This window comes from Paenibacillus sp. ATY16, from assembly GCF_003399985.2.
In the GTDB taxonomy this organism is placed as follows: domain Bacteria; phylum Bacillota; class Bacilli; order Paenibacillales; family Paenibacillaceae; genus Pristimantibacillus; species Pristimantibacillus glycanilyticus.
On sequence record NZ_NMOK02000041.1, the window covers coordinates 24,409 to 41,818 of the forward strand.

The 17,410-nt window shown below is 52.0% G+C and carries 18 protein-coding genes and 6 tRNA genes; 1 reads left to right on the forward strand and 23 read right to left on the reverse strand.

Annotation, left to right across the window (positions count from 1 at the left end):
- The 17 genes from hisJ to CFI03_RS23860 form a co-directional block, all read right to left on the reverse strand.
- Window positions 1-807 carry a histidinol-phosphatase HisJ gene (hisJ, locus tag CFI03_RS23780; RefSeq protein ID WP_116394260.1) on the reverse strand — a complete coding sequence of 269 codons (807 nt, stop codon included), beginning with the start codon at window positions 805-807 and terminating at the stop codon, window positions 1-3.
- A 26-nt stretch (window positions 808-833) separates the two neighbouring features.
- Entirely contained in the window at window positions 834-1,535 is a 702-nt protein-coding gene (gene hisIE, locus CFI03_RS23785; RefSeq protein WP_116394261.1) for a bifunctional phosphoribosyl-AMP cyclohydrolase/phosphoribosyl-ATP diphosphatase HisIE, read from the reverse strand.
- On the reverse strand, window positions 1,532-2,290 hold the full coding sequence (hisF, locus tag CFI03_RS23790) for an imidazole glycerol phosphate synthase subunit HisF (protein ID WP_116394262.1): 759 nt from the start codon (window positions 2,288-2,290) through the stop codon (window positions 1,532-1,534). Before hisF ends, hisIE begins: the two co-directional genes overlap by 4 nt.
- 47 nt (window positions 2,291-2,337) lie before the next feature.
- Window positions 2,338-2,961 carry an imidazole glycerol phosphate synthase subunit HisH gene (gene hisH / locus CFI03_RS23795; protein WP_116394263.1) on the reverse strand — a complete coding sequence of 208 codons (624 nt, stop codon included), beginning with the start codon at window positions 2,959-2,961 and terminating at the stop codon, window positions 2,338-2,340.
- Window position 2,962: 1 nt separating this feature from the next.
- Window positions 2,963-3,559 (reverse strand): imidazoleglycerol-phosphate dehydratase HisB, encoded by a 597-nt coding sequence (hisB, locus tag CFI03_RS23800; protein WP_205411933.1) that lies wholly within the window; start codon window positions 3,557-3,559, stop codon window positions 2,963-2,965.
- Window positions 3,560-3,600: 41 nt separating this feature from the next.
- A complete protein-coding gene (hisD, locus tag CFI03_RS23805; RefSeq protein ID WP_116394265.1) occupies window positions 3,601-4,890 on the reverse strand; it encodes a histidinol dehydrogenase in 1,290 nt (429 codons plus the stop codon).
- A 45-nt stretch (window positions 4,891-4,935) separates the two neighbouring features.
- Window positions 4,936-5,580 (reverse strand): ATP phosphoribosyltransferase, encoded by a 645-nt coding sequence (gene hisG / locus CFI03_RS23810; RefSeq protein ID WP_012772162.1) that lies wholly within the window; start codon window positions 5,578-5,580, stop codon window positions 4,936-4,938.
- A complete protein-coding gene (locus CFI03_RS23815; protein WP_116394266.1) occupies window positions 5,577-6,800 on the reverse strand; it encodes an ATP phosphoribosyltransferase regulatory subunit in 1,224 nt (407 codons plus the stop codon). The genes hisG and CFI03_RS23815 overlap by 4 nt, the downstream gene beginning before the upstream one ends.
- Before the next feature lie 308 nt (window positions 6,801-7,108).
- The gene (locus tag CFI03_RS23820) at window positions 7,109-7,639 is read right to left on the reverse strand and encodes an acyltransferase (protein ID WP_162862778.1); all 531 of its coding nucleotides are present in this window, start codon (window positions 7,637-7,639) and stop codon (window positions 7,109-7,111) included.
- A 4-nt stretch (window positions 7,640-7,643) separates the two neighbouring features.
- Window positions 7,644-8,297, reverse strand: a complete 654-nt coding sequence (locus CFI03_RS23825) for an HAD-IA family hydrolase (RefSeq protein WP_116394268.1) — start codon at window positions 8,295-8,297, stop codon at window positions 7,644-7,646.
- 29 nt (window positions 8,298-8,326) lie between these two features.
- Window positions 8,327-9,289 carry a prolipoprotein diacylglyceryl transferase gene (gene lgt, locus CFI03_RS23830; protein ID WP_116394269.1) on the reverse strand — a complete coding sequence of 321 codons (963 nt, stop codon included), beginning with the start codon at window positions 9,287-9,289 and terminating at the stop codon, window positions 8,327-8,329.
- 54 nt (window positions 9,290-9,343) lie between these two features.
- Window positions 9,344-10,282 (reverse strand): HPr(Ser) kinase/phosphatase, encoded by a 939-nt coding sequence (gene hprK, locus CFI03_RS23835; protein ID WP_116394270.1) that lies wholly within the window; start codon window positions 10,280-10,282, stop codon window positions 9,344-9,346.
- Window positions 10,283-10,406: 124 nt separating this feature from the next.
- Window positions 10,407-11,675 carry a DUF4179 domain-containing protein gene (locus CFI03_RS23840; protein WP_349292495.1) on the reverse strand — a complete coding sequence of 423 codons (1,269 nt, stop codon included), beginning with the start codon at window positions 11,673-11,675 and terminating at the stop codon, window positions 10,407-10,409.
- Window positions 11,676-11,787: 112 nt separating this feature from the next.
- Window positions 11,788-12,330: a sigma-70 family RNA polymerase sigma factor gene (locus CFI03_RS23845; protein ID WP_116394272.1), complete on the reverse strand. Its 543-nt coding sequence runs from the start codon at window positions 12,328-12,330 to the stop codon at window positions 11,788-11,790.
- Window positions 12,331-12,512: 182 nt separating this feature from the next.
- Window positions 12,513-13,634 carry an ABC transporter ATP-binding protein gene (locus tag CFI03_RS23850; RefSeq protein ID WP_116394273.1) on the reverse strand — a complete coding sequence of 374 codons (1,122 nt, stop codon included), beginning with the start codon at window positions 13,632-13,634 and terminating at the stop codon, window positions 12,513-12,515.
- Window positions 13,635-13,721: 87 nt separating this feature from the next.
- Complete coding sequence (locus CFI03_RS23855; protein WP_116394274.1) at window positions 13,722-14,864, reverse strand: PucR family transcriptional regulator; 1,143 nt, start codon at window positions 14,862-14,864, stop codon at window positions 13,722-13,724.
- Between the two features lie 76 nt (window positions 14,865-14,940).
- On the reverse strand, window positions 14,941-15,888 hold the full coding sequence (locus tag CFI03_RS23860; protein WP_116394275.1) for an MraY family glycosyltransferase: 948 nt from the start codon (window positions 15,886-15,888) through the stop codon (window positions 14,941-14,943).
- A 186-nt stretch (window positions 15,889-16,074) separates the two neighbouring features.
- On the opposite strand from CFI03_RS23860, the gene ssuE reads away from it, so the two are divergent.
- Window positions 16,075-16,629: an NADPH-dependent FMN reductase gene (ssuE, locus tag CFI03_RS23865; RefSeq protein ID WP_116394276.1), complete on the forward strand. Its 555-nt coding sequence runs from the start codon at window positions 16,075-16,077 to the stop codon at window positions 16,627-16,629.
- Between the two features lie 111 nt (window positions 16,630-16,740).
- On the opposite strand, the gene CFI03_RS23870 is transcribed toward ssuE, so the two are convergent.
- From CFI03_RS23870 to CFI03_RS23895, 6 genes are all read right to left on the reverse strand, one after another.
- Window positions 16,741-16,816 (reverse strand) — tRNA-Lys (locus CFI03_RS23870).
- A gap of 14 nt (window positions 16,817-16,830) precedes the next feature.
- Window positions 16,831-16,914 (reverse strand) — tRNA-Tyr (locus CFI03_RS23875).
- Window positions 16,915-16,923: 9 nt separating this feature from the next.
- Window positions 16,924-16,999 (reverse strand) — tRNA-Phe (locus tag CFI03_RS23880).
- Window positions 17,000-17,019: 20 nt separating this feature from the next.
- Window positions 17,020-17,096 (reverse strand) — tRNA-Asp (locus CFI03_RS23885).
- A gap of 23 nt (window positions 17,097-17,119) precedes the next feature.
- Window positions 17,120-17,195, reverse strand: a tRNA-Val gene (locus CFI03_RS23890).
- A gap of 7 nt (window positions 17,196-17,202) precedes the next feature.
- Window positions 17,203-17,279: transfer RNA gene (locus CFI03_RS23895), tRNA-Met, on the reverse strand.
- Between the last annotated feature and the right edge of the window lie 131 nt (window positions 17,280-17,410).

Sequence of the window (17,410 nt, forward strand, 5' to 3'; positions counted from 1 at the left end):
TCAAAAATTGACTAATACCAATTTTCGCCGTTCAAAGGTCGCCAGCTGAGAAAAACCGACATCTTTCAACACCGCACGCGCTTGATCTAAATATTGTCCCAGTCTTTCTGGCTGATGCGCATCCGACCCAATCGTGATTGGAATGCTCAATTGTTTGGCGTATTCGAGCATTCTGCGGCTCGGAAACATCTCTTCTACCGGCATCCGGAGACCCGATGCGTTAAGCTCGATTGCCATGCCGTGACGCTTCACCGCTTCAAGCGCGGCATTCTCCAGATGCGTAACGTCTTCCTCGGGCTTAAAGCCGAAGCGTTTGATGACATCGATATGTCCGATGTAGTCGTAAAAGCCCGTCGCTGCCGCTTTCGCCACCGCATCGTAATACTGCTCGTACACCTTCATCCGGTTCTTGCCTTCCCAGCCATGGGTCTGACGGAAATCGGTGATGTCCCATTCTCCCAAGAAATGCACCGACCCAATCACATAATCAAACGGATAAGCATGGATGATCGTTTCAATTTTTTCTTCCTGGCCTTCGATATAGTCGCCTTCAAGGCCGACGCGGACGTCAATCTGGCCCTTATACTTCTCCTTCAGGGCTAGACACTCTTCCACGTACCGAGGCAGCTCCTCCATCGGCATCGCCATTTCCGGGTAATACGTCGCCGGGTCCACATGGAGCAGCGGCATATGGTCAGAAAGACCGATCTGCGCAAGACCGATCTCTATCCCCTTCCGTACGTATTCCTCCAGCGAGCCGACAGCATGGCCGCAGCGGGCGTGATGGGTATGATAATCGATAAACATGGCATACCGGCCTTTCTCTTCAAAAATTATTTACCCGCTTGTTCTCTTCTCATCGCATTATTAGACGCAGGCTTGCCGTGGCGGCTTTGCAGCTCCGCCATAACGTCGTCAAGCGGCAGGCCGCGTTCCCGCAGCAGCACGAGCAGATGGAACAACAGGTCGCTTGCTTCGGAGCGAAGCTCGTCGTTATCGCCGTTTTTGGCAGCAATAATCGCTTCGGTTGCTTCTTCCCCGACTTTTTTCAAAATTTTATCGAGACCCTTCTCGAACAAATACGTCGTGTAAGCACCTTCCGGACGCTCCGCGTAACGCTGCGCGATGACGCCCTCAAGCTCGCCAAGAATGCCGAAGCGGTCATTGGAGGACGCCTTCGCAGCGTCGGCAGCCTTCTCGGCCCCGGCTACTTCAATCTCGTTGAAGAAGCAGGAGTATGAGCCGGTGTGGCAAGCTGGGCCCTTCTGATCGACGCGTACAAGCAGCGTATCCGCATCGCAGTCATACGACATCGAACGGATCTGCTGAGTGTGGCCGCTGGTTGCGCCCTTGTTCCACAGCTCATTGCGGGAACGGCTCCAGAACCAGGTTACTCCCGATTCCGCCGACAGCTTCAGGGACTCCTTGTTCATATAGGCCAGCATCAGGACTTCCTTGCTCTGCGCGTCCTGCACGATAGCCGGAACAAGCCCGTCCTCGCTCCACTTGATAAGCTCTGCCAATTGATCCGTCATCGCACTTCCACGCCTTTCTGCCTGAGATCATCCTTCACTTCGCGGATCGTCATTTCTTTGTAGTGGAAAATCGTCGCGGCAAGGCCCGCATCCGCGTGGCCTTCCTCGAACACATCGGAGAAATGCTCGATCCGTCCCGCTCCGCCGGATGCAATGACCGGAATACCGACCGAATCCGAAACCGCACGGGTCAGCTTCAGATCGAATCCGTCCTTCGTGCCGTCCGCATCCATGCTGGTCAGCAGAATCTCTCCGGCTCCTAGGCGTTCGATTTCACTCGCCCACTCCAGCACTTTAATGCCCGTTTCCTTGCGGCCGCCATGCGTGAATACTTCCCACTCGCCCCAAGCTTCGTTGTACTTCGCGTCAATGGCTACGACAATGCATTGCGAGCCGAATTTGCGGGCACCGTCGCTGACCAGGGAAGGATTCAGAACCGCCGCCGTGTTGATCGCGATTTTGTCCGCGCCTGCGCGCAGGATCCGCTTCATATCGTCAACATGGGAGATCCCTCCGCCAACGGTAAACGGAATCGTAATTTCTCCAGCCGTCCGCTTTACGACCTCAATCATTGTGGCACGGCCTTCGACCGAAGCCGAAATATCGAGGAAAACCAGCTCGTCGGCGCCCTCCCGATCGTAAGTGGACGCAAGCTCAACCGGATCCCCCGCATCGCGCAGGTTCACGAAGTTGACTCCTTTGACAACCCTTCCGTCCTTCACGTCCAGACATGGAATAATACGTTTCGCCAGCATCTCGTGCACGCTCCCCTCTCGTTCTTGCTTTAAAAAACCGATCTATTTTATCGCTGCGTTACCGGGCTTCCCGTTAAAGCAAGGAAGTTGCCTAGCAGCTTGATGCCAAGGTCACTGCTTTTCTCCGGATGGAATTGCATGCCGTGCACGTTGTCGCGGCCGACAATAGCCGTTACCTGCTGATAGTAATCCGTTGTTGCGAGAAGGTCGCTGGCGACCTCCGGTTTCGCGTGGAAGGAGTGTACGAAGTACACATGGCCCTCCTCGAGCCCTTTGAACAGCGGGCTGTCCGACTGAAGGAAGCTCAGCTTGTTCCAGCCCATATGAGGCACCTTGTAATCGCCTTGGAAGCGAATGACCTTGCCCGGGAGCAGGTTCAAGCCCTCGTTTACGCCATGCTCCTCGCTCTGGCTGAACAAGAGCTGCATGCCGAGGCAGATGCCAAGCAGCGGCTTGCCGGAAGCGGCATAAGCCTTGGTCACTTCGTCCAGCTTCGTCTCGCGAAGATTTTCCATCGCGTCTCCAAACGCGCCAACGCCCGGGAGGATCGCTCCGTCCGCAGCGGCGATAACGGCTGGATCAGCCGTTACAACCGCTTCGTACCCAAGGCGCTCCACAGCTTTGCTTACGCTGTGCAGATTGCCCATGCCGTAATCAATGATCGCGATCATGCTACAGCACTCCTTTCGTTGAAGGCACTCCTTGTACACGAGGATCGATGGTAGTTGCTTCGTCGATCGCGCGTCCCAGGGCTTTGAACACCGCTTCGATCATATGATGCGTGTTCTTGCCGTAGTGAACGATGACGTGCAGCGTGATACGCGCTTCCAGCGCAAGCTTCCACAGGAACTCGTGAACCAGCTCGGTCTCGAAGCTGCCCACTTGCGCCGAAGGATATTCCGCCCGGTATTCAAAGTGCGGACGGTTGCTGACGTCGATAATGACTTGTGCCAGCGCCTCATCCATCGGTACAAATACGCTCGCGTAACGCTTGATGCCGCGTTTGTCGCCCAGCGCTTCGCGCAGGGTTTGGCCGAGACAGATGCCAATATCCTCTACCGTGTGGTGATCGTCGATATCGATGTCGCCGCGCGCTTCCACGGTAAGGTCGAATTGGCCGTGCTTTGTAAACAGGTCAAGCATATGGTCCAGGAACGGAACGTCCGTCTCGAGCTGAGCTTCGCCGCTGCCGTCAACCGCAAAGCTCAGCTTAATGTCCGTTTCATTGGTTTTGCGTGCAACTTCCGCTTTCCGTACTGTATCCGCCACTTGCAATTCCTTCTTTCTATTATGAATGGTTATGACTGCTTCTATTGATTGCTTTCCTGCTCCAAACGGATTTGAATGGCGCGGGCATGCGCCTCCAGTCCTTCATGACGCGCTAGCGTCATAATGCTGTTGCCGTTCTTCAGCAGCGCTTCCTTGCTGTAGTAGATAAGGCTCGACTTCTTCAGGAAATCGTCCACGTTCACCGGCGAGGAGAACCGCGCGGTTCCGTTCGTCGGGATGATATGGTTAGGCCCGGCAAAATAATCGCCAACCGGTTCCGAGCTGTAAGGTCCGAGGAAAATCGCGCCGGCATTCTCGATCAAGCCTAGGAGGCTCATCGGATCGGCCGTCAGCACTTCCAAGTGCTCCGGCGCCAGCTTGTTTACGACGTCGATGCCTGCTTGGATCGATTCCACGAGCAGAACAGCGCCATAGCTGTCGATAGATGCCCGTGCGATCGCTTCGCGCGGCAGGGTGGCAAGCTGACGTTCCACCTCGGCGGCTACCGCTTCCGCGAGCGTCTCCGAAGGCGTTACGAGGATCGCCGACGCCATCTCGTCATGCTCCGCCTGCGACAGCAGGTCGGCCGCGATATACGAGGCGTTGGCGCCTTCGTCGGCCAGCACGACAATCTCGCTTGGGCCTGCAATGCTGTCGATGTCAACGGCGCCGAATACCGTCCGCTTCGCCAGCGCGACATAGATATTGCCCGGTCCGCAAATCTTATCGACCGGAGCAATCGTTGCCGTGCCGTAAGCAAGTGCGGCAATCGCTTGCGCGCCGCCGACCCGGTACATTTCCTTCACGCCCGCTTCCGCGGCGGCTACGAGAATATACGGGTCGATTCCTTCCTTGCCGCCTGTTGCAGGCGGCGTCACCATTACAATTTCCGGCACGCCGGCTACTTGCGCCGGAATCACGTTCATCAGCACGGACGACGGGTACGCCGCCTTGCCGCCGGGCACGTATACGCCGACCCGCTTCAGCGGCCGGAGAATTTGCCCGAGCATCGTACCGTCCGGCTGCAGGTCCATCCACGAGTTACGCATCTGCTTCTCGTGGAATACGCGAATGTTCACGGCTGCCTCGCGGATCGCCGTGAGGAACGCGGCGTCCACTTTCCCGTACGCCGCGTTGATCTCTTCCTGCGTCACGCGAAGCGACGACGCGTCAATCCGGACGCGGTCCAGCTGCTCCGTATAACGCAGCAGCGCCGCGTCCCCCTCCGCCTTGATCGCTTCGACGATCTGACGGACCGTTTCATTTTGCTCCGGCGTTCCGTACTCCACCTCCCGCTGCAGCCCAAACTGCTCCGCCTTCATTATCCGCATAAGCTATCGTCCCCTTTCTCACCTTTATCCCTTATGTCCAGCGTGTCAGACCTTAGCCGCAATCGTATCCTGCAGGCGGTCGCACAAGCTTTGAATCGCTTCGTTCTTCATCCGGTAGCTGACGCGGTTCGCGATCAGACGGCTTGTAATCGGGAAGATCGGCTCCATCTCGACCAGTCCGTTCTCGCGCAGCGTCTGGCCCGTTTCCACCATATCGACGATACGGTCAGCCAGACCGATAAGCGGCGCCAGCTCGATCGAGCCGTTCAGCTTAATGACCTCCACTTGTTGACCCAGCTCGCGGAAATATTGCGACGCTACGTTTGGATACTTCGTTGCAACCCGCGGGTTAATAACCGGCTTCCAATCCGCTAATCCGATAACGGACATGCGGCATTTCGCGATTCCCAGATCCAGAAGCTCGTAGACATCCTTATTTTCTTCCATAAGTACGTCCTTGCCTACAATCCCGATATCGGCCACGCCGTACTCCACGTAAGTCGGTACGTCAACCGGCTTTGCCATAATAAATTCCATGCCCACTTCGGGAAGCTCGATAATCAGCTTGCGCGTATCGTCGAAGTCGCTTGGGATCGGCAGACCCGCTTCGCGGAACAGCTTCGAAGCCTGCTTATAGATGCGGCCCTTCGGCATCGCAACCTTTAAAATGTCTTTTTTCGCCTCGCTCATCGCTTGCTGCCTCCTGTCGCCTTTTCCACGCCGCCGATGAACGGCAGTCCCTTCGTATAGGCTACGCCTTTATAAGTAAACGAGCCTTCGCCAAGCTCTTTCCAATCGTCTTCCGTCATTCGCTCCGTAATAACGGCTGTACCTTGCTCGCGAAGCTGCTGTGCCGATGCCAGAGCAGCCGCACGGCCTTCGCCGTCATAACCGATCAGGACGCGCGTAGTGCCCGCTGTGTCCTCTTCCGCGCCTACCAGCTCCAGAATACGCGTAGTCTTCAGCGCGAAGCCCGTAGCCGGTGCCGGACGTCCGAATTGGCTGAGAAGATTGTCGTAGCGTCCGCCGCTTGCTACCGGGAAGCCAAGATCCGCCGCATAACCCTCAAACGTCATGCCGGTATAATAGGAGAAATCGCCAATCATCGTCAGGTCGATCAGTACATGCTCGCATACGCCGTATGCCTTGAGCACATCCCAAATCTCGCACAGATGGCGGATTGACTCCTGGGCAGTCGCATCAGCGCTTAGCTGCAGCGCTTGCTCGCAGATCTCCTGGCCGCCGCGCAGACGAAGAATTCCTTCCAGCTCGCGTTGAACCGGCTCTTCCAGCTTAAGACCGCGAAGGCTTTCTCTGTAACCGACATAATCGCGGTTCAAGAGACAAGATTTCAGCTGCTCTTGCGCTTCCACTCGTCCCGCCAGCGTCTCCTCGAACAAGCCGTTCAGGAAGCCGACATGACCAATCGCGATTTTGAACCGGTCAACACCTGCCGCCTTAAGCGAAGCGATCGCCAGTGCCACCACTTCCGCATCGGCTTCCGCGGACGCATCGCCAACGAGCTCTACCCCCGTCTGGAAGAACTCCGCCTCGCGCCCCGACTCCTCCTCAATCGAGCGGAATACGTTGCCGTGATAGGACAAACGAAGGGGGAACTGCGATTCCTTCAACAGCGAGGATACAACGCGCGCAATCGGAGCTGTCATATCCGAACGCAGCACGAGCGTCGTACCCCGGTTATTGAGCAGCTTGAACAGCTTCTGGTCCGATGTCGAGCTCGCGACGCCTACTGTGTCGTAGTATTCCATTGTTGGAGTAATAATTTGTTCGTAGCCCCAGCCTTTCATGCAGGCCAGCACATCGCGTTCAATATGGCGGAGCTTCGCTACCGCGCCGGGGAGATAATCTTTTACGCCAATCGGCTTCTCGAAAACTTTAGGTTTGGACATCTCTACTCACCTTCAAATACTTTAGTATATTAAAGCGCTACCATGTTACCATGCTACCAAAATAAAATGTTAATCGTAATATTAGCATGAACATTGCCTTCCGTCAAGGTGAAACGGCTCCGCCACCCTAAGGCGGAAGAGCGCGTTTCAATCCGGAGAATTCTAAGCCGTGTTTATATGAAAACTTATAAACGCTTCGGTGAACCGGATACGTCCTCCAAACGAAATATCCAGCAAGAAAGCCCCGCTATCCGCTCTCTCAAGAGATGCGAATAGTGAGGCTTTTCCCCTGTAGCCGCTGCCGGCCGCTATGATCTCAGCAAGACCCGCTTATCTTCATCCTTGCGCTCTCCGGCGTCCGTCCGACTGATCTCCCGTATCGGATTGCCGCCTACAAACGTATTCGCGGGCACATCCTTATGAACGACCGAACCGGCCGCAACAACGGCATTATCCCCAATCGTCACACCGGGCAAGATGGTGGAGTTGGCGCCAATCATCACATTCGAGCCAATCTTCACGGCGCCGAGCCGGTATTCCTTGATTAAATATTCGTGGGTCAAAATCGTTGTATTGTAGCCGATTATCGTATTATCCCCAACTTCGATCCGTTCCGGAAAGAAAACATCCACCATCACCATCAGGGCAAAAGCCGTCTGCTTCCCGACCTTCATGCCGAGGATATTGCGGTAGATCCAATTCTTCACCGTCAGTTCCGGGCAGTACCGAGCCGCCTGGATAGCGATAAAATTACGAACCGCCTTAAACCGGCTAACCGTCCGGTACATCTGCCATAGGGCATTAGGACCCTCTACCGGATAACGCTCCACGTTCCGCACAAGGCTATCGCTCCATTCCCGCGAATGCGTACAACTCGCGCATATCATCGATGATATACTGCGCTCCGTTCTCCTTCAGCAGCTCCCCGCCCTTAAGGGACCAGGCTACGCCAACGGGAATTACGCCCGCTTCCTTGGCGGAGATCATGTCGACGGCACTGTCGCCGATCATGATCGTTGTGGCCGGGTCCGCGCTCAACATCTCCAGTGCCATAAGAACGGGCTCCGGATGCGGCTTGGGATTAACGACATCATCCACCGTAACAAACGCGTCTACATAATCGTAGAGCCCGCAAAACTTCATTCCCCGCTCCGTCGACATCCGGATCTTGGTTGTAACAACGCCAATCTGAATGCCCTGCTCATGCAAATCCTTCATGACTTCGTTCGTATAAGGGAATGGCCGCAGCAGCTCGTCATGAAGCTTTGTATTTACGGTACGGTAAGCCTTTATTAGATGCCCGACATCCGTAAGACCCGTAAAATTTTGAAATTGCGTCTCAAGCGTAAGACCCATGCTCGGAATAATATGCTCTCTCCCGAAGTCTTCGGGTACCAAGCCTTTCAGCGACTCCATAAAGGAACGGATAATCAGCTCATTCGTATCCATAATCGTGCCATCCAGATCGAATAGCATCGTTTTGATATTGCTCGTCATGCTTGCTTCACTCCTACTGCTGTTAAGACTTACAGGTTGTCCGTTTTTGCGTCGGATACAGGCGCCGATGTTTCCTTCGTGGATACGATCGGATCGTTGTAACGCACAGTTGCCCATCCGTTTACGCGGCGGACAACGATAAAGATAACTGCCGCAATAACGAGCAGTACCGCAAGCAATTGCGAGATCCGTACATCGCCATAAGCCGGATCGAGGAAGCCTTGTTCGAAACCGAACCAAGTCATTGGCGTCCACAGAGCATCCATGAGGGAACCTAATGCTCCCGGACCTTGGAAGGCCAAGCTGTCCGTACGGATGCCTTCAATGAAGAACCGTCCAATCGAATACCAGATGAAGTAGATCGCTACAAGCTCACCGGCACGAAGGAATTTCTGACGGCGGATGACAAGCAGAATTATAATGCCTACCAAGCTCCACAGCGATTCGTACAAAAAGGCCGGGTGGTGATAGACGCCTTCACTGGCGACATACATTTGCTTCACGATAAAATCTGGCAAATGCAGCGTATTCCGCAGGAAGCTCTCGTCTACCGGACCGCCGTAAGCCTCCTGGTTCATGAAATTGCCCCAACGGCCAATCATTTGGCCGGCCAGCAGTCCGGGCGCGCATATATCCACCATCCGCCAGAACGAATATCCTTTATAACGGAAGTAGAAATATCCGCATAGAAAAGCTCCGATCAAGGCGCCGTAGATGGCTATCCCGCCGTTCCAGATTTTAAATACGTCCACGAAATTGTTCTTGTACTCGTCCCAAGTGAACGCCACATAATAAATTCTCGCGCAGATGACGGCCGACGGCACGCCAAGCAGCAGCAGGTCCATGAAAAATTCCGGCTTGATGCCGAATCTTTTCCCTTCCTGTACGGCAAGAAGCAAGCCAACCAGAGCCGCCGTACCGAGAATGATCCCGTACCAACGCACATGAATGTCCCCGATGGAAAATGCCGTTGGATCAATTAACAGATTCATTGTTCCGTGCTCCTTCTATAAGAGGTCTATTCTGCTTTGCCTTCCCTATAACGATCAATCGAAGTCATCCGTATCTTCGGCAATCGTCTCGGTCAGCTTATTCGTAAATTGCAGAGCGGCGTTATAGCCCATTCGCTTCAGACGGAAGTTCATGGCCGCAACCTCGATAATGACAGCCAGATTTCGGCCAGGGCGAACCGGTACCGTTACAAGCGGTACATCCGTATCAATGATTCTTGTTTTCTCTTCATCCAGGCCAAGACGGTCATACTGTTTGTCCTGCTGCCAGTTCTCGAGCTTGATAACAAGCGTAATCCGCTTACTTGTCCGTACCGCTCCGGCACCGAACAGCGTCATCACGTTGATGATACCTAAGCCCCGAATCTCGAGCAGATGGCGAATCAGCTCCGGCGCGCTGCCGAACAGCTGCCCGTCGGATGTCTGGCGAATCTCTACCGCATCGTCGGCAACAAGACGATGGCCGCGTTTAACCAGCTCAAGCGCCGTTTCGCTTTTACCGATGCCGCTGCCGCCCGTAATAAGCATTCCGACACCGTATACGTCTACCAGAACCCCATGGATTGTTGCGGTTGGGGCAAGCTTTTTCTCCAGGAAGTCCGTAATCCGGCTCTGCAGGATCGTTGTTGCCACATTACTGCGGAGCACTGCGATTTGCGTCATGTTGGAGTACTCGACCAGCTCATCCGGCGCCTCGAATCCCCGGGTTAAAATAATACATGGCGTATTCTCGTGACACAGCTGTTCAAAGCGGCTTCTGCGCTCTTCGCTTGTCAGCGTGCTGAGGAACGTAAGCTCCGTCTTGCCGAGCAGCTGCACCCGCTCATGCGGATGATAATCGAAATACCCTGCCATCTCCAGACCCGGGCGATACAGATCATCAACCAGAATAGAACGCTTCAAGCCGTCTTCGCCGGATACGATCTCCATCGAGAAATGTTGTACTAGCTCCGATACTTTTACTTTCTTAGCCATCGAACGGCCTCCTCACTTGCGTTCCCAATTAAGTTATATGAAGGGTGTAATCCATTACCAATAGCTTCATCGTAAAGGAAAAAAGCGCCGAACGCAACGTTTCTCCGTCGCTCAGCGCTTTTCGTCATTTTATAGCCACGTTCACGGGTTGTTCGACATATCCCGGGTATTGATACAGTTCAAAAGTTAACGGCTGTTTATACGGTCTGTCGGGAATGGTGTAGTAGGCTTCGTACGTTCCTCCGGAACCGTCTGCATTTCCTCTCGAGCTGCTTTGCACGCCATCCCCTTCCTTTAACCTAAATTCCGCACCCGTTGCGTCATGAAATGTCGCTTTGTAATCAAGCAGCCAATAACCATACTCTTGCTCCGGTTCACTTAGACGCTTTGCTTCAATTGATAATTTGATCCCTGAAGTGGTTGCCTTTACGCTCGTTAATTGGATTCGGTCATCCGGCGTCTCCAATGTTTCTCCGGTTTCCGTATTAATGACAAACTTACGTCCTTTTGGTGATAGAAGCAGACCGTCCGCCACCAAGCTTAAATGCTTCGGTCTTTCAAAATAATTGCTCTGGAATGTGAGCGTTGTTGTACCATCGTCCAGCATCCCGAAGCCGCCTTTTGTCTCCCAACGGCGCCCCTTCTCATCAACGAGAGCTAATTGAACAAAATGATTGGCGCGCATCCGTGGATCCGGTACTTTCCGGATCGTTACAGATGCTTGTAATGGCGTAACAAGTGCTTTCTCAATGATGAATTTTTGCCCGCCTATATCAATGGTCTTATTTAAAGCGATATCTTCCCTTAATTCCTCAAAACGGCTACGATCCACCGCAATATCTACCTCATGCCATTCACCGCCGAGCTTCAGGCTAAACTGGATTTCGCTCGGGACAGGAACGCCGTCACCCAACATAATATCCACCATGTCATGGATACGATTTGCAGTATCCTGTTCCGTCTCCGTCTTTCCGATACTATAATAATTGCTTCCTATCATGGCTTCTAATGAATCCCCATTACCATCCGCAATTTTGTATTCCGTTTTAGATGCATCTTTACTAATCTCCGGCCCCTCGGCTGTATAAAAAATGACAATCCTCTGCTGATCGGCCATAATCCCATCCACCTTCAGCGTATAACCATTCTTACTGACCGACTTGTTGACCGGCTGGATAAACTCATGGTTTATCGCGCTTGTCAGCGTGGAATCCCCTTGGATTAACTCAACTACCCCATTCAAACCCGGTATCTCGCTCATCAGCTCCGCAAAAGCAGGGGATACCCGGATGCAAGCAGTAAGTAGAACTAGTATGCAGGCTGCCGCTGCCGCCATCTGCAAAGTCAGTCTGCTTCTTTTCCTTCTCTTGAGCTGCTGTCTTCCCTTCTGCACGCCTATTCGAACCGCTGCAGCAAAGGATTCGTCCGAAGCTTGGTTTAATATCCGTTCTACCGCCGCCTTATCCTCCTGTAAAAGCTGATCCAATCCCTGTTCAAGCTCCGGCTTATTCCCACTCAACCTTCATCCCCTCCTTTCCGTATGCGCTATTCGCCCTTAATCGCTTTAGGGCTTGATGAAGCCATGTCCGAATCGTTCCGTCCGGCTTCTCTAGCAGTTCGGCAATCTCCGTAATTGTCATATCCCGGTAGTACTTAAGCACAATGACCATTCGGTATTTGGAAGGCAGCTTTTTCAACTGAACCGCCATATCCAAGCGGTCAATGCCATGCTCATCAGCCGTTTGAGCATCTCGTTCCAAAAATTCGTTGCGTAGTGGACGTTCACGGAGCCGTTTTTTACGCTCATCAAGACACACGCGGATAAGAATCCTCGTAACCCAAGTCGTAAAAACCTTCGGGTCCCGTAGGGAACGGCGTTTACTCCATACCCGGAAGGTTGTTTCCTGGACGGCTTCAAGCGCATCGGTCTCATTACGCATATAAGAATAAGCAATGCCGTAGAGGCGGCTCTGATCCATTTGAATACGCGCAATAAGCGCATCGTCGTCCCCTTTTATTGCTGCCGCCGCATATTCATCTCTGTCCATAGTCCCTCCCTTTCCAATCCTCCTGTTTCGTTATGTATTAGACGCCTGAATGGCAATTTCGGTTTTTTTATTTTTGAACCATGCAAAAAACCTCTATTGGACTGTCCAATAATGAACAACCCCAATAGAGGTAAAAAAGGCCGCCCCCCCAAAGGGAGACGACCTTGTTGTAAGAGTAAGAATTAGTTCTCGAAAATGTTCAGCTCGGACTCTTTGTCGAACATATGAACTTTGTTCATGTCCAGAGCAAGCTTAACAGTGGAACCGTCACGCAAAGTCGAACGACCGTCAACGCGTGCGATTACTGTGTCGGAGCCGATACCGTTCAAGTACAGGTACATTTCGTGACCCAGGTTTTCAGCTACCTCAACGTTAGCATTAACGATTGTGTTAGCGGAAGCTTCCAGGAACACTGGCTCTTCGTGAAGATCTTCCGGACGAATGCCCAGGATTACTTCTTTGCCGATATAACCTTTGGAACGAAGAGTAGCTGCTTTGCCTTCAGGCACAACAACGTCAACGCCAGTTGTTTTGAATTTCAGTGTACCGCCTTGATCAGCAAGCGTACCTGTGATGAAGTTCATCGAAGGAGCGCCGATGAAGCCAGCTACGAAGATGTTTACCGGGTGGTTGTACAGTTCTTCAGGAGAAGCTGTTTGTTGAATGAAACCGTCTTTCATAACAACGATACGGTCACCCATTGTCATTGCTTCGATCTGGTCATGCGTTACATAGATAGTAGTTGTTTCAAGACGTTTAGTCAGCTTGCTGATCTCAGCACGCATTTGACCGCGAAGTTTAGCGTCCAAGTTGGAGAGTGGTTCGTCCATCAAGAATACTTGTGGTTCACGAACGATAGCGCGTCCCAAAGCTACACGTTGACGTTGACCGCCGGAGAGAGCTTTTGGTTTACGATCCAGCAAATGCTCGATATCAAGAATTTTAGCAGCTTCACGAACGCGTTTGTCGATGTCTGCTTTTTTGAATTTACGAAGTTTAAGACCAAAAGCCATGTTTTGATAAACGTTCATGTGCGGGTACAACGCGTAGGATTGGAATACCATCGCGATGTCGCGGTCTTTCGGTGCTACGTCGTTTACGACGCGGTCGCCGATGTACAGCTTACCCTCGGAGATTTCTTCAAGACCTGCGATCATACGAAGAGTTGTCGATTTACCACAGCCGGAAGGTCCTACCAGTACCAAAAACTCTTTGTCCTTAATGTCAAGGTTAACATCAGTTACCGAAGCTTTGTCGGAACCCGGGTATTTTTTGTAAATGCCTTCTAAACGTACGCCTGCCATTTGAATGTCCCCCTAAAAGAAAATTTCTTATGGGTATATCTTATCTCACAGGCCCGTTTGTGACTATGCACATACTTTACAAAAAAACTAATTCCTTTTCGTAACTTTGTACAATAGTAAAATTATTTTGACTAAAACAGCATCCCGGAACTGGCGGACATCCAATCCGGTTTCCTGTTTCAGCTTATCTAAACGATATAATAACGTATTCCGGTGAATATAAAGTTTCTTTGCGGTTTCGCTCACATTGCAGTCAAGCGAGAAAAAGGTCTCCAGGGTTGCAAGCATCTCCGCCTCGACAAAAAGCTCCGTGCGTTTAAGCGCGTGCTCCAGGTATCTAGAGCGCTGAACCTCCGGAATAGCGTTAAGCAGTCTTTCCAGCTGCAGCATCCACGGAAGATGAATGCTTGTCCCTACGTGGAACTTGCGGCCTAGGTTAATCGTCTCTCGCAACAGTACGGTTGTCTCCACGATTCCTTTGGCCGGACTTACCGGATGCGCAACGGCCAGATGGCATTCGCCGATCCATTCGCTCGCCAGCATCTCATGCAAGCCATGACAGATGGAAGTCAGGCTGTCCTCAACCGTTTCTTCGTCCTCGTCTTCCATAAATTCGCTGTCGGCTTCTTTCAACAGGGAGACAGGTCCCCAAATCAGCCATTCTTGATTCTTCAACGGAATAAGCAGAATATCCTCGGCAAGAAAAGAGCGCAAAAGCTTCTCAAGCTCCGGGTAGGATGCCTGCTTGCCGTTGGTGTATTCCGTTACCAATAAGAAAGGGATCATCTCCGCGAACAGCTTGCCGCCGGCCGTCAGATGATCGGGAATCGAATACGAAGGCTCCTCCGATTCAAGCTGCTGCTGTATCCACTCGCTAAGCTTTAAGGCGAATGACTCGCTCTCGGAAAGTGTACTCGGCTTGGGGGCCAGCTGCTGCTGAGCCTGATTCCATTGCAGGGTCCAAGTAATCAACTCCGCCTCTGCCTGCTTCAGCTCTCCGTCGATCTCCAGTGTTTCCACCGCATTGCCCGACACTTTAACAACAATCCATGTCCTTCCGTTATTCGCTGCGCGATTGCCTTCCGATATCTTATCGCGGTTATCGTCGTAAGCCCAGCTTGTATCCGCTTGCTGCACAAGGCCTTTCCAGTCCGATAATGAGAACGTAATGAACCGAACCTGACAGTTCAAAATGTGCTGCAGCGGGGTTAACCAATCTGTCGTGCTCATTTTACATTACTCCAATCTCCAGCTCCAAGAATGACGCTTTATTTTTCGTCATTGTAACACAAAACCGCTGCTTGGTTCAGCCTTTCATGACGAGCAGCAGGATTGAGAGCAAAGAGAAGAGCGCCGCAATCAAATACATGAAGGAGACGGTCTGCACCTGCGTCAGCCCCCAGCGCATTAAGGCATGGTGGGTATGCAGCTTATCCGCCTGATGCAGGCCCTTCCCGGTAGCAAGCCTGCGGAGCATAACAATTACCGTATCCAGAATAGGCAGACCTAGAGCAAGCAACGGAACGAGTATCGTGATGAAGGTTGCTTTCTTGAATGCGCCATCGATGGCGATAACGGCAAGCGTGTAGCCCAGGAACGTTGCTCCGGCATCTCCCATAAAAATCCGGGCGGGATGGAAATTATAGATCAGGAAGCCGATACAGGCGCCGCCGATAATGATTGCTGTAACTCCAATATCCCCTTGTCCTTTAATGAATGCCGTAACGAACAAAGTCATGGAGGACAGCGTGCATACTCCGGAAGCAAGTCCGTCTACCCCGTCAATGAAGTTGATCATATTAATAAGGGCAAACACCCAAATGATCGTGCCAAGCGCATCAAACCACACCGGGAAGCCAACAAAATGGCCATTAGCCGGATTCATGATGCCGTCCATATGTATGCCGAAGAACAGCGGAATCATCGATACGCCCAAATAAATAATGACCCTAGGCCAGATCGGAAAATCCTTTCCCTTCGATTTGGAGGCATCGTCCATGAGCCCGATACATACAAGCAAAGCCCCGCCAACCGTAATGCTTAAACTCAGTGGCGTTATACCTTGAAAAGCGATAATCGTAGCCACGCATGCCACATACAATGCCGCTCCGCCCATTAAAGGAATGGGCCGATTATGAATTTTGCGCCAGTTCGGACGATCTACGATTCCGTATTTAAGCGCTATCTTTTGCATAACGGGTACAAAAACAATCGTCAGAACAGCGCTCATACCTACAGCCAGCCAGTACGTCATTCGAATGTTCCCCTTCGTCTGTCACATCAATTGTTATAGCTTTCAACATTGTTCCCTACCCTGAGGAAAAAAATGATTAAAATCTTTCCCGTCGGCGTTATAATGTGTTTGACGACTGGAAATTCTCATGTTAGGATTAATCCATAGTTTACATATCGGAATTTATATAATTAAGGAGTGGATAAGATGTCTCAAGTTGTTATTTTGTCCGGAAGCCCTAATCCCGGATCCCGTTTAGCAGGTATTACGCAATATGTGGAATCGCATCTGTCGGATAAAGGTATCTCCTTCAATCATATTACGGTGGCCTCTCTTCCAGCTGAGGACCTTATCCATGCGCGTTTCGATAGCCCAGCCATCGTTGAGGCTGCTGCCATTGTTGAAGCTGCGGATATTGTTATCATTGCAAGCCCGGTTTACAAAGCATCCTTCACCGGCGTACTCAAGACCTTCCTGGACCTGCTCCCGCAAAAAGGCCTTACCGATAAATTCGTTACCCCTCTGTTCATCGGCGGAACCATTGCCCACTTGCTCTCGATCGACTATGCACTTAAGCCTGTTCTTTCTTCGCTTAATGCCAAGCATTTCGGCAGCGGCGTTTATGCCATTGACTCGCAGATCGCCCGTATCGATGCCGGCGTTGGCGAATCGCAGTTTGAACTGAATGAAGACCTTAAACAACGCCTGGATGCTTCGGTGGCTGAGATTGTTGAAGAACTGCGTATTCGTAAAATTAAATAATCAATAAAAAATAAGCCTGAAGGATATCAATCCCTCAGGCTTTCTTTATTTGCTGCATAAAGCATTAAAAAACCCGCAGACCGAAGTCTACGGGTTGAACGTTTGAATAGATGGTGAGCCATGAAGGACTCGAACCTTCGACACCCTGATTAAAAGTCAGGTGCTCTACCAACTGAGCTAATGGCTCTCAATAATGAGAAGTGGTGGAGGGTGATGGATTCGAACCACCGAACCGTTAGGAAGAGATTTACAGTCTCCCGCGTTTGGCCACTTCGCTAACCCTCCAAAAGCAAATGGTGGCTCGGGACGGAATCGAACCGCCGACACGAGGATTTTCAGTCCTCTGCTCTACCAACTGAGCTACCGAGCCTTGCATATGGGCAAAAAAAATGGCGGAGCTGACGGGATTCGAACCCGCGGTCTCCTGCGTGACAGGCAGGCATGTTAGGCCTCTACACCACAGCTCCATGGATTATTGCAAAAACATATATGGTGGAGGCTGAGGGGATCGAACCCCCGACCCTCTGCTTGTAAGGCAGATGCTCTCCCAGCTGAGCTAAGCCTCCTGATATATGGTAGCGGCGAAGGGGATCGAACCCCCGACCTCACGGGTATGAACCGTACGCTCTAGCCAGCTGAGCTACACCGCCACGCTTGTCCTACTAGTGTCGCTTACAGTCCGTAGGAGTACTGTAAGATCAGAGCATTGCGCCCTGAAAACTGGATGCGAAAGTGTAACTCTTTAAGTCTTTAGGATAAGCCCTCGACCGATTAGTATTCG